The organism is Kitasatospora sp. NPDC001159 (assembly GCF_053598235.1).
Genome location: NZ_JBSFJV010000091.1, coordinates 19,364 through 29,853 on the forward strand (window position 1 = coordinate 19,364; position 10,490 = coordinate 29,853).

The window sequence follows — 10,490 nt, forward strand, 5'->3', positions numbered from 1 at the left end:
CCCGGCATCCGTCAGCGGCCGGGCGTTGCGCTCGGCCGGGTGCCGGTCAAGCCTCTCATCAGCGGTCATACGGTGCTCCGGGCTCGGTGACACCACCCCCAGGTCATGCGATCGACAGGGGGCAACAGTCATACCGGGCCCGGAGGCCAGGAGCCCCGTTTCGGGGCCACGAAGAAGGTAACGGGGCGAAACTCCCCACCGCAGGTCAGCGGGTGTGCTGAAACTCCCCACCGCAGGTCAGCGGCCTGCCGGTGGGTGAGGCCGGGTCAGGACCGGCGCCACCAGGCACCGGGAAGCCGTTTCGCCTCGGCGGCCGCGGTTTCGGCGGCGGCGCGCTCGCGCTCGGCGGCCTCCAGTGCCTTTCGGCCGGCGTCGGCCTGGCGGCAGTCGGCGCACAGCCCGCCGTCGTTCCAGCCTCGTTCCTTCTCCTCCCACCGCTCGTCCGAGAACCTCGCCGAGCAGCGGCGGCAGGCCGGACGACGCCGTTCCCGCTCCGATGCCTCCCGGTCCTGGCGGGACTGCTGGGCCGCGGCCTGCTCGACGGCCAGCAGCTCGTCACCGTCCGGGTTGGGGGGCTTGATCTCCAGGTCGCTGATGCAGTCGGGCGTAGCGCCCACCTTCCGGGCGGCGTCGGCCGTCGCCCGGAAGGCTTCCTCGGACTCGAACGCACCTGTGGTGACGACGGTGTCGCCGTTCGGGGGGACCCAGACCCCGACGGACTGGAAGCCCGGCTTCCGCCGCATCACCTCGGCGACCTGGTGGCACCGGCCGACGAACTCCTCGACGCGCTCGGGGCCGGGTAGTGGAAGGCAACGAAACCGAATGACATGACGTTGTCCCCCTCGGGCTCATACGCGACGCCGCCGGCATCTTCCACTCCGACCCCGACCAGGTCGAGGCCCGTGCCCTGCTCGCCTTCTGCACGGCCATCGGCAACCACTTCCTCGCCGCCGACCACCCCGGCCGCACCCGCACCGACGTCCGCACCCGCGCCGCCGACATCATCCTCGGCCTCCCGCACGATACCCCGGCGAATGCCCCTCCCCAGGCCCCCGAGCACTTCGACACATGACTCCCAGGCCACGCATCCATCCGGGGCAGGGGGCGTTTCAAAGTCTCGATGATCATGTGAGTCGCAGGCCAGAGGCGGTGCGTGACACGGCCTACGAGGGTGGCGATGCGGCCGGGTGTGCGTTGTAGAGCTTCATCGCCTGCAGGCCATGAGCCAGCGACCCGCCGGCACGCACCGCTCCGGCGACAAAGATGACCTCCGCGAGTTCCTCGGCGGTGACGCCGTGTCGGCGGGCCTGGGCGGTGTGCACGTCGAGGCAGTACGAGCACTGGGTGGTCAGTGCCACGGCGATCGCCACGAGTTCACGGTACTTGCGTGGCACGGAGCCGTTTCGCGGTCGACGACCTTCTGGAAGAACTGCCAGGCGGCGAACTCGTCGGGAGCGAGGCGGCCGACCTGCCGGGCGCGTTGCAGGTCGGCCGGCTCGGCGTAGCCGTGGCCGTGGCTGTGCTGGTGCATGGGAGTGCCTCCATCGGTGAGCAGTTATCGGGCGAGAACCCGTGCGATCGCGCCGGGACCAGCGCACCCGCGAGGCCGTCCAAGACTGTTTCGGTAGACCTCGGACCGTCTCGACATGGTGGACGGCATGGATCTTCGCCGCCTGCGGTATTTCGTCGCCGTGGCCGAGGAGTTGCACTTCGGTCGCGCCGCTGCGCGGTTGCACATGTCGCAGCCGCCGCTCAGCCAGCGCATACGTGAGCTCGAGAACGAGCTCGGCTGTCGGTTGTTCCAACGGTCCGCGCAGGGCGTACAACTCACCGAGGCCGGTTCGGTTCTGCTGGTCGAGGCACGGGAGTTGCTCGACGCGGCGAAGCGGGCGCGGGAACGGGTACGAGAGACTGGCCGGCGGCGCACCATCGTGGTGGGCACTGTTGCCGGAGCGGGTCTCGAATTCGGCCCACGCGCCGCCGCGGCCTTCCGCCGTACCCGCCCCGACGCGCAGGTACGGCTGTGCGAAGCGGATATCAGCGACCCGACGGCGGGACTGCGGTCCGGTCGGGTCGATGTCGCTCTGACTCGGCTTCCGTTCGACGCCGCGGGCCTCGCGGTCCGGCTGCTGGAGACGGAGCCGCCGGTGGCAGCGGTTCCAGCGGACGACCCCGTGGCGCGGCGGCCCCATCTGCGGGTCGGCGACCTGCTGGGCCGACCATGGATCCGCCTGCCCGAGGATGCCGACGCTGCCTGGCGGCGGTACTGGCTTGGCGAGGCCGACAGCGGCGAGGCGGTGGAGCGGTCTGCGGGCACCGGCTCGGGGCCGGTGGTACGTACGGTGTCGGAGTGCCTGCATGCCATCGTGTGGCAGGGTGCCATCGGTATCCTCCCCGCCGGTGCGGCCCACCGCCACCGAATCGAGGGCATCGCCTTCATCCCGCTGGCCGACTACCCCGCCGAGCCGGGTCGTACTCGCCTGGCCGTCAGGGGTCACCGACCCTGCGGTCCTCACCTTCGTCGAGGCGGTAGGCGCGAGGACCGTTCCTGGCCCCGACAGGGGAGAACACCGTGTACCGCCCACGTCCTCTTCCACGGCGGGCAGAGCTTCTCGTGGAGCACAGCCGCCGCTCGGCAGGCCCGACAGACCTGCCCCTCCTCCTCCCGCGTGACGCCGATGCGAGTGAGCACCGCGGTGGCGCCGTCCTCTGCCGCGATGTGGTGCGCGAATTCGACCACTCCCGCCTGGCCTACAGTGAGATCCTCGTCGACGAGCGCAAGGAGACCGCCGCCGGATCCTGGATCCGCGCCCAGGCGTTCTTCACCCAGACAGGGATCACTGGTCCGTGAGGCCCGCGCCGAGGATCCGGCGCGGGCCCGCGTGATGGTAGGTATTATCCGGAACTGTCCAGGCATCAGCTCATCTGGTCCCGGGGCCGCGAACTTCGCACTCAGCGCGGCGCTGACCAACGTGTTCGGCTTTGGCGGGCACAACGCCTCGCCGGTGTTCACGACCGAACCTGTCTGACACCGGCGGGAAAGTCAGGTGCCACCTCATCGCTCGGGCCGGTCCACACAGATCAGCGTCTGCTGCCCGTTGGCGACGATCTTGCGCTCGCCGTCCTGGACGCCGAAAACCTCCAGCTTGCACACGGTCAGGGTGCGTCCGGCCTTCAGGACCGTTCCGATGGCCTCGATGTGGTCGCCGAGGGCGGGCGAGAGGAGGTTGATCTTGTACTCGACGGTGAGTACGTCGGTGCCCTCGGGGAACAGGGTGAAGGCGGCGTAGCCGCCGGCGCTGTCGGCGATGGCGCTGGTGGCGCCGGCGTGGAAGTAGCCGTGCTGCTGGGTCACCTCGGGCCGGGCCGGGAGCTCGATGTGGACGAGGCCCGGCGCGATCCTGGTGATGCGGGCACCGAGGTGGCGCATCAGCCCCTGGCGGTCGAAACTGTCCCGGATGCGTGCCTGCACCTCGGGGCTCGCCTCTTTCCGCCGTGTCTGGTCTTCCACGTGATCTCCTTCGGCGGGCATCGCAGTGCTCGTACGGGGTGAGGCGGATTTTTCAGCGTAGGCCAGCCGCACTAGCGGTGGGGGATGTCCAGGTCGGCGGCGCGCGTCGGCGAGTCCAGGCCGGCCTGGCGCATCAGCCGTTCGACCCGTTTGCGTCCGACGCGCACGCCAGCGGGGCGGGCGTGGACGCGCGGCGAGCCGTAAATGCCGTGCGACTGCTCGTGGATCGCCTCGATCTTCTCGGTGAGTACGGCGTCCTCCTGCTCGCGGCGGGTGGGCTGCCGCTCGCGCAGGCGCCGCCGGTAGTAGGTGGAGGGCGCGGTGCCCGTCTCCCGGAGTACCGGCTCAACTCCCAGGGGATGCTCGTCGAGGAGCGCGATCACTCGATCCGACCCGCCCCCGGGAGGCCGAGCGGCAGGCTTCCCATCGCGTGTGGGCCGACGAGTACTGGGCGAAACTCCGCCAGCTCTGGGGCACTGACGGGAACGGCTCCCGACGACCACTCCTCGGCCATGACCGCGAGAGCGGTGACCGCCGTCCCTGCGTCCAGGCGGTACAGACGCTCGGGGACCTCCGACGCGGCCGGGGGATCGAAGGGATAGGCCGGCACCGTTCGGCGCGCGGTGTTGGTGCGGTCCGGATCCAGCCGAACCCAGCCACGGGGATCGGGTACCTCCCGGTGCAGCACGGCAAGGACGTCGTACGCCCAGTCCTCGTGCCACCGAGGACCGGTCGCTGCGAACGCGTAGACGTCGTCGAACAGCCGCAGCGCCGCGTTCCAGGGACAGGGCTGCGGAACTCCGCCAGCAGGCCCCCGACCTCGCGGACGAAGACGTCCCTCGGCTCGCGGGGCACGACCCGCAACCGGTCGAGGGCCCAGCGAACGAGCTCGCCCGCACCGTCAGAAGCGACACCGGCCGGTACCTCCGTGGAGGGGAGATCCGCTCCGTGCCAGAGCGCCTCAAGATGGGCATCAAGCAGGTCCAGGGCGAGCCGGTCGACAGGCAGGGGCATCGCGCCACTCTATGCGAGGTGCCAGCCAACTCGGTCAGTTCGGCACAGCCTTACGGCCGCAGCGGTGGAGGCCAAACACGCGATCAGCGGCACAACCCTGCGACGAGCTCCAGCTCGTGCGCCAGGAGCCCCGGGTCGCGGGGGCCGGCATGCGGCGCGCTCAGCGACCGCACGCGGAAGCGGTTGTGCGGTGTGACGTCGTCCGCCTCACGGATCATGAGGTCCTGGAGCGGCAGCGGGATGATGCGGTCCTGCGTGTAGCGCACGAACGTACGCAGCACCCGGCCCCACTTCCCCGGCAGCCCGCGGGCGTCCTCGCTCGCACCGACCGCCGCCGACTCGTCCGGCTCCAGGATGTTCATCAGCGCCCGGACCTCGGCGTCCGACCGGTCGGCGGCGATCGCCTCCTTGACAACCGCGAGGAACGCGGGGTCGCCCGAGCGCCAGTTGACCCGGCTGACACCCAGCTCCGGCGGCGTCTGCACTGCGGGAATCTTGAAACTGCAGCTGGTGGCCGCTTCGGGAGTCATCATCAGCTGCAGCGCCGAGGGGTGCCCGGTCGGGCAGAACGCGGAGGCGTACACCAGGTGCTCGACCAGCTCGGGCACCTGGTTGGCGACCGCGTTGACGGTCGCACCGCCGAGGCTCTCCCCGACCAGCACCACCGGGCCGTTGCGGCGCGCCCGCCGCACCACGCCGACGACATGCTCGGCGAAGTCGCCCAGCGTCACCCTGGACAGCGGGGACGGCTCGGTGCGCAGCCGCTCAAGGTCCTGCGGGCACTGGTAGGACTCGGGGAGGCACGCGCCGAGCCCGTGCCCGGGCAGGTCGACCGCGATCGCGCGGTGTCCGCGCAGACCCAGCTCGCGCAACAAGGGCTGCCAGTAGAAGGAGTTGCTCCCCGAGCCGTGGACGAGGACGAAGGTGGGCGCGCCGCGCCTGGGCCCGTCCGCGCGCGAGATGGAGGCCGCCGTGCCCATCGCGGTGACCGCCCCCGCCCCGACCACGGTCGCCTTCAGCGCACTGCGCCGCGACGTCCCACCGGTCTTCGCGTTGCCACTCCTGGCACTGTGCTGTTCCTCGGCCATCGACGGCCTCCTCCTTGAGTATTGAGTGACGTTCTTCGTTCACCGGCCGCGACGGGTCCAGCCCTGCGACCGGCCCCGGCACCGCAACGGCAACGGCTAGACCAACCGCACGGATGCCGTTCCGTGCAGCACCCAGCCCGCGGATCTCGCCCGGTCCAGCCCCCGGGTGAACGCGGCGCGGCGCGCCTCGGGCTCCATCCCCAGCAGCCCGGGCGGCCACGTACCCGGCGGCACGAGATTGACCAGGATGGCGCCCCTGTCCTCGGCTGCGGCCAGCCATCCGGGCGTCACCTCGGCCCGCCAGTTCGGCTCCAACCCGTGGCGACCGCCGGCCAGCACCAGGCGCGTCACGAGGTCGCCGCCGATCTCGACGGCCCCGCTCGTGTCCGGCGGCTCACCCTCGGCGGGCACGAAACCGCTGTCGACCGCAGCCTCCACCAGCTGGTCGTGGAACTCGGCACCGACCTCCACGATCAGCTCCGCGAACGGCGGACCGTCCGCCACCTCGACAACCGCCAGCGCCCACACCATGGGACCCCAGCGGTGGCCCCGCTCGGGGGAATCCACCAGGGACAGGGAGGCCGTGATCGCGTCCGGCCGCGGAGTCCGAGGCCCGCGGTAGCCGTGGTCCGCCGTGGCCCGCGGCCGTCGCCGGCGCCGGCGACGGCGACGGCGACGGCGACAGCGACGGCAGCAGGCCGCAACCAGGGGATCGACCACCAGGGTTATCAGGGCCGCCAGGACCAGGAGGACCAGGGCGCCTCCTACCGCGAACTGGCTCCAGGCGGAGACCGGCAGGCCCGCCCACCGGAATCCCATACCGAGCGTGGCGGTGATCGTGACGGCCACGGCGACGGCCAACCGGTCCGAGTTCTCCGTCCTGTAGCCCGCCCACTGCTTCAGCCGGGACGCGAGGAAGTACAGGAAGGCGGCTCCAGCCTCCAGGGCCAGCGTCACCAGTCCGGCCAGGGCATCCAGGGGCCACAAGGTCATGCCCCGCACTCTCGCTCGGCACCGTACTGTGGTGCAGTGACACACGGCATATGACTGGCCGTCAGCATCAGCCACGAGGCACCGGCCCACGCGGCGAGCCCCCATGGCCGAGGCCCGGCGTAACGCGACGACAACGATCCGGTCATCATCCACCCCCACGGATGCTTTGAACGCGTTCAAGTTTCTTGAAGGAATCTGGCCCTGCTGCCGGAGTCTTCCAGGTCCATCCCGCGCAACGGGGGAAGCTCAATCGGCTATGTGGATGCGGTCTTCCTCCCGCAGGTAGCGCGACGGGCCGCAAGCCGGTGCCCCCACCTGCATGGGAGGCACCGGCTTGCGGCCGTTGGGCGGCGAATGCCACCCGTTACGCCACCGCTTGCCGGTCCGCTGGTTGAATACCGACGATCCCGCAGGCCTCCTTGCTGCTGTAGTCCTGCTGCATGAGCTGGAAGCATGCCTCCCGCTCACGCGTCAGACGGCAACCTCTCCCGGTCCGGTCTTCCCGGATCTCGAAGTACATCGCACCCCTTGCTGGGGTGTTGCAACGACCGCTAGAACTCAAGACCCGAGACCAAGGGCCCTTTGCTTTCCCTCGTGCCCTCGCACCCCGAATAGCACGGCATTTCCTTTAGTGCCAGCGCTGGTACTCGTTACTGTCGCCCTCGTCCGGGTTTGTGTACACCGACCCCTTGAAGTTGCTGTCGAGAACGCGGCTCGTCGCGACATTGGTAAGCCGCCACCCAGTGGAGGTCTTGGTCTCCCTCCACTTTTGGTAGTTACTAGAGTTGCACGGGTTCAGGTAGACCCTACCCGCGTCGCTGCTGTCTAGGCACTGCTTCCTCCCCTGGTCCTGATAGGGGTACATCCGGAAAACGCCGGTGGACACTTCCTGCTCGTACCAATCTCCGTAACTCCTGCCGCATGCCTGCGGGGTGGTGAGGACGCCGTCATTATTCCAGGTCAGACACCTTCCGGTGGCCGCGTCCTTCCACTGGACATAACCATCAGCGAACGCCGGGCCAGCGGTAGCGAATCCGACCGTAGCGGCAGCCACGGCTGCAACAGCGAAACGACCTAAGTTGATTTTCTTCATCCTGCCTCCCCTGACTCGTCTATTGCAAACTTTTATTTATCAAAAGTTCGCATGTCCAGCATGTCGCTACACAAGGGGACAATGGCAGGGAACAATGTCACCAGCGTGATGTGACAGATGTCATGATGGATAATCGGATGATCCCCCTCCGATCACGCCGGAAGGCCGCTTGGCCAAGGCTGGGGCCCGTCGAGGAAGTGAGCGCCACAACCGGTCAACCCCACCACGGCCCCGTCGTCCACCTGGCCGACACCCCGCCTGGGCTGACCGCCCGCTTCGTTCAGCGCACCCGCCGCCAAGAAGACGGAACCCAACGGATCGTGCACACCGGGGGAAGGCGACTGCGTGACACACACGTCGACCTCCTGCCCGGCACGCCGCCGGACCCGGCCGCCTTCGACCAGCTCCTCGTCTCCCGCCGCCACGACGACCGCAGCTTCATCCTCGGCGCGTCAAGCCGTACCTGGACCACCATCAGAAGCGAGTCCCAAACCGAAGATAGGGTCACGTTTTCCCAGGTGAGGTGTGTGGCCGTCGGTCGGTAGGCATGCTCGGAGCGTCGTATCGGTGCGGGGTGTGCTGGGAGGTGGCGGATGCCGTCGGTGCTGGGCGTGCTGGAGAGGCGCGAGCGGGTGGCGCTGGCCCGGGCGGAGGAGTTGAGGGCCGAGCTGGAGGGGCTTCAGGCTGCTGTGGCCGAGGCGGATGAGGAAGCCGTCGTGGTCGGTGCGCCGGTGGATTTGCCGGCCGCGGGTGCTGCTGGGCCGCGGGTGGAGGTCCCGCTGTGGCGCGATGGGGTGGGGATCGAGGTGCTGCCGCCTGAGTGCGCGCGGATCGTGGCCCTGGTCCAGGAGGATGCCGCCGGTGGCGGGGACGGAGCGCGGGCACGGGCGATGCGCGAGCATCTGGGCTGGTCGGCCAGTGACGCGCGGGAGCAGGCAGCGCGGTTTCGGGCGAAGCGGCTGGTCGAGCGGGGCTGGTTGACTGATGGGCGGCCGGGGCTGTTCAGGCCGCGGACCGCTTGACCCGACGGGGTGTCGGTCGGCCGGAGCGGGCCAGGCGGCGGGTGGCCTGGATACTCGCGGCCACCAGGCCATCGCCTCGGCACTGTCGATGCGGGTCTCGTAGTCCCGGGCCAGGCGCCGGGCCCGGATCAGCCAGGAGAAACTGCGCTCCACGACCCAGCGGCGCGGCAGCACTACGAAGCCCTTGGCGTCGTCGCTGCGCTTGACGACGGTCAGTGCGAGAGCCAGGACGGTGCGGGCGAAGATGACCAGCCAGCCGGTGTAGCCGCCGTCGGCCCAGACCAGGGCGATGCGGTGGTGTTCGGCGCGCAGTTGTTCAAGGAGGTCGCGGCCGGCGTCGTTGTCCTTGACCGACGCGGCGGTGACGATCACGGCCAGCAGCAGGCCGAGGGTGTCCACGGCGATGTGTCGCTTGCGCCCGTTGATTTTCTTTCCGGCGTCGTAGCCGCGGGTGGCGGCGCCGACGGTGGCGTCGGCCTTGACCGACTGAGAGTCGATGATCGCGGCGTGGGCTCTTCCTTCTTGCTGGCCAGTTCGCGCAGTATCTTGCGCAGTCGGCCGTAGAGCTCCTTGATGTAGTCGTTGTCGCGCCAGCGGCGGAAGAACCGGTATGCCGCCCGCCACTTGGGGAAGTCACTGGGCAGGCTGGCCCAGCGCACGCCCTCGGTGACCAGGTAGCGCACGGCGTCGATCATCTGCCGGTGGCAGTAGCCCTCCGGGCGGCCGCCGCGTCCGTTCCGCCAGGACGGGACCGGCAGCAGCGGCCGCACGATCGCCCACTCCGCGTCGGTCAGATCGGAGCCGTAGCGGCGGGTCCGGTCGGGCTGGTCAGCGGCATTCCCGAGCCGGTGTGCGAGGCAATCGCACGACATGCCGGAGCTGGACGCGGACGGAGCGAACACGGCACAGTGGGACACTAGGGCCTCCTGATGGTTCGTTGACTCGACATCACCGAACTGCGCAGGAGACCCTTCTTCTATGCGCTGGCCGCGGAGCGATCACCCGAACGAGCCTGATACGCACGGAAGTTTGAGCAACAGTCGTGTCCCTCGGTTTGGGAATCGCTTCTCAAGGCACGCTTCGACGACGACGCCTGGCCATTCACCGTCGAACTCATCCGCGCAGGCACCATCACCCTGCGCTGCGAGGTCACCACCGACCTCACCCTCGGCACACCGACCCGCTGGCACCTGACCACCGCCGGCCGCGGCCACGCCCGCCTTCACCAGGAAACCCGCGACGTACAGACCCAACGCCTACCAGCAGGGCGTGGACCTTGCGCAGCCGGGCCTTGTACTCGGGCCCGGGGATGCCCAGGTAGGCCAGGTCCGCACGGTCGACCCACCGGCTCAGCCGCTCGCCTCGCTCCAGGGCCGTGTGCAGGTCGTGCGCCATGGTCTGGAACGCCCCGGTGGCCGGCAGGCGTAGCGCCGCCTCCAGGGACCCGAGACGGGAGTTGCAGCGCCTACACAGTGCTCCCCGCACCTCGTGCGAGGCGTCGTCGTGGTCAACCAGCACCGACGGTCTGCCGCATAGCTCGCACCGCCGGCGCTCCGCCAGGAACGCGGCCTTCGCCTCCGACGACATCTTCCGGTAGTCCACGTTCGCCTCCAGCGGCGGGATCCTGCTCCTCCCCGCCACCGTCGCAGGCACCTCCGACAGGCGTCTTTCGATGGGTGCAGTTCGGAATGAGTGACCTTTTGGGTGGTTTGGCATAGGTATCTGCCGTCTCGGGTGGGCTGGGTTCCTAGGGTGCTGGTGTCGGGGCC

12 protein-coding genes and 4 pseudogenes are annotated in these 10,490 nt (G+C 69.6%); 3 read left to right on the forward strand and 13 right to left on the reverse strand.

Annotated features, from left to right (window positions below):
- Positions 1–266: 266 nt before the first annotated feature.
- The 4 genes from ACWC9T_RS32565 to ACWC9T_RS32580 form a co-directional block, all read right to left on the reverse strand.
- Entirely contained in the window at positions 267–743 is a 477-nt protein-coding gene (locus tag ACWC9T_RS32565) for a hypothetical protein (protein WP_449824650.1), read from the reverse strand.
- Positions 743–1,021, reverse strand: coding sequence for a hypothetical protein (locus tag ACWC9T_RS32570; protein ID WP_449824651.1), 279 nt, complete (start codon positions 1,019–1,021; stop codon positions 743–745). Before ACWC9T_RS32570 ends, ACWC9T_RS32565 begins: the two co-directional genes overlap by 1 nt.
- A 142-nt stretch (positions 1,022–1,163) precedes the next feature.
- Positions 1,164–1,370, reverse strand: coding sequence for a carboxymuconolactone decarboxylase family protein (locus ACWC9T_RS32575; protein WP_449824652.1), 207 nt, complete (start codon positions 1,368–1,370; stop codon positions 1,164–1,166).
- On the reverse strand, positions 1,349–1,531 hold the full coding sequence (locus tag ACWC9T_RS32580) for a hypothetical protein (protein WP_449824653.1): 183 nt from the start codon (positions 1,529–1,531) through the stop codon (positions 1,349–1,351). The genes ACWC9T_RS32575 and ACWC9T_RS32580 overlap by 22 nt, the downstream gene beginning before the upstream one ends.
- Positions 1,532–1,658: 127 nt before the next feature.
- Between ACWC9T_RS32580 and ACWC9T_RS32585 the strand changes: the two are divergent.
- Both ACWC9T_RS32585 and ACWC9T_RS32590 read left to right on the forward strand, forming a co-directional pair.
- Positions 1,659–2,462: pseudogene (locus ACWC9T_RS32585) on the forward strand (LysR family transcriptional regulator); the annotation flags it as partial.
- 272 nt (positions 2,463–2,734) lie between these two features.
- Positions 2,735–2,842, forward strand: a pseudogene (locus tag ACWC9T_RS32590) (IS481 family transposase); the annotation flags it as partial.
- 213 nt (positions 2,843–3,055) lie between these two features.
- On the opposite strand, the gene ACWC9T_RS32595 reads toward ACWC9T_RS32590, so the two are convergent.
- From ACWC9T_RS32595 to ACWC9T_RS32620, 6 genes and pseudogenes are all read right to left on the reverse strand, one after another.
- Positions 3,056–3,430 carry a PaaI family thioesterase gene (locus ACWC9T_RS32595; protein ID WP_449824660.1) on the reverse strand — a complete coding sequence of 125 codons (375 nt, stop codon included), beginning with the start codon at positions 3,428–3,430 and terminating at the stop codon, positions 3,056–3,058.
- 152 nt (positions 3,431–3,582) lie between these two features.
- Positions 3,583–3,894, reverse strand: coding sequence for an IS3 family transposase (locus ACWC9T_RS32600; protein ID WP_449824654.1), 312 nt, complete (start codon positions 3,892–3,894; stop codon positions 3,583–3,585).
- 714 nt (positions 3,895–4,608) lie between these two features.
- The gene (locus ACWC9T_RS32605) at positions 4,609–5,613 is read right to left on the reverse strand and encodes an alpha/beta fold hydrolase (RefSeq protein WP_449824655.1); all 1,005 of its coding nucleotides are present in this window, start codon (positions 5,611–5,613) and stop codon (positions 4,609–4,611) included.
- 96 nt (positions 5,614–5,709) lie between these two features.
- Positions 5,710–6,606, reverse strand: a complete 897-nt coding sequence (locus tag ACWC9T_RS32610; RefSeq protein ID WP_449824656.1) for a hypothetical protein — start codon at positions 6,604–6,606, stop codon at positions 5,710–5,712.
- A gap of 249 nt (positions 6,607–6,855) precedes the next feature.
- A pseudogene (locus ACWC9T_RS32615) lies at positions 6,856–7,126 on the reverse strand (helix-turn-helix domain-containing protein); the annotation flags it as partial.
- 108 nt (positions 7,127–7,234) lie between these two features.
- A complete protein-coding gene (locus ACWC9T_RS32620) occupies positions 7,235–7,699 on the reverse strand; it encodes an RICIN domain-containing protein (RefSeq protein WP_449824657.1) in 465 nt (154 codons plus the stop codon).
- A 593-nt stretch (positions 7,700–8,292) separates the two neighbouring features.
- On the opposite strand from ACWC9T_RS32620, the gene ACWC9T_RS32625 reads away from it, so the two are divergent.
- Complete coding sequence (locus ACWC9T_RS32625; RefSeq protein ID WP_449824658.1) at positions 8,293–8,721, forward strand: hypothetical protein; 429 nt, start codon at positions 8,293–8,295, stop codon at positions 8,719–8,721.
- 129 nt (positions 8,722–8,850) lie between these two features.
- On the opposite strand, the pseudogene ACWC9T_RS32630 reads toward ACWC9T_RS32625, so the two are convergent.
- The 3 genes and pseudogenes from ACWC9T_RS32630 to ACWC9T_RS32640 all read right to left on the reverse strand — a co-directional run.
- A pseudogene (locus ACWC9T_RS32630) lies at positions 8,851–9,165 on the reverse strand (transposase); the annotation flags it as partial.
- On the reverse strand, positions 9,090–9,593 hold the full coding sequence (locus ACWC9T_RS32635) for a transposase (protein ID WP_449824659.1): 504 nt from the start codon (positions 9,591–9,593) through the stop codon (positions 9,090–9,092). The gene ACWC9T_RS32635 and the pseudogene ACWC9T_RS32630, both read right to left, overlap by 76 nt.
- Before the next feature lie 289 nt (positions 9,594–9,882).
- Positions 9,883–10,437, reverse strand: coding sequence for an endonuclease domain-containing protein (locus ACWC9T_RS32640; protein ID WP_449824661.1), 555 nt, complete (start codon positions 10,435–10,437; stop codon positions 9,883–9,885).
- Positions 10,438–10,490: the final 53 nt, after the last annotated feature.

Excerpts from the sequence above, each read along its gene's own strand:
- ACWC9T_RS32565 (WP_449824650.1), bottom strand. The coding sequence starts at position 743 with ATGCGGCGGAAGCCGGGCTTCCAGTCCGTCGGGGTCTGGGTCCCCCCG.
- ACWC9T_RS32580 (WP_449824653.1), bottom strand. The coding sequence starts at position 1,531 with ATGCACCAGCACAGCCACGGCCACGGCTACGCCGAGCCGGCCGACCTG.
- ACWC9T_RS32595 (WP_449824660.1), bottom strand. The coding sequence starts at position 3,430 with ATGCGCCACCTCGGTGCCCGCATCACCAGGATCGCGCCGGGCCTCGTC.
- ACWC9T_RS32605 (WP_449824655.1), bottom strand. The coding sequence starts at position 5,613 with ATGGCCGAGGAACAGCACAGTGCCAGGAGTGGCAACGCGAAGACCGGT.
- ACWC9T_RS32610 (WP_449824656.1), bottom strand. The coding sequence starts at position 6,606 with ATGACCTTGTGGCCCCTGGATGCCCTGGCCGGACTGGTGACGCTGGCC.
- ACWC9T_RS32620 (WP_449824657.1), bottom strand. The coding sequence starts at position 7,699 with ATGAAGAAAATCAACTTAGGTCGTTTCGCTGTTGCAGCCGTGGCTGCC.
- ACWC9T_RS32625 (WP_449824658.1), top strand. The coding sequence starts at position 8,293 with ATGCCGTCGGTGCTGGGCGTGCTGGAGAGGCGCGAGCGGGTGGCGCTG.
- ACWC9T_RS32635 (WP_449824659.1), bottom strand. The coding sequence starts at position 9,593 with ATGTCGTGCGATTGCCTCGCACACCGGCTCGGGAATGCCGCTGACCAG.
- ACWC9T_RS32640 (WP_449824661.1), bottom strand. The coding sequence starts at position 10,437 with ATGCCAAACCACCCAAAAGGTCACTCATTCCGAACTGCACCCATCGAA.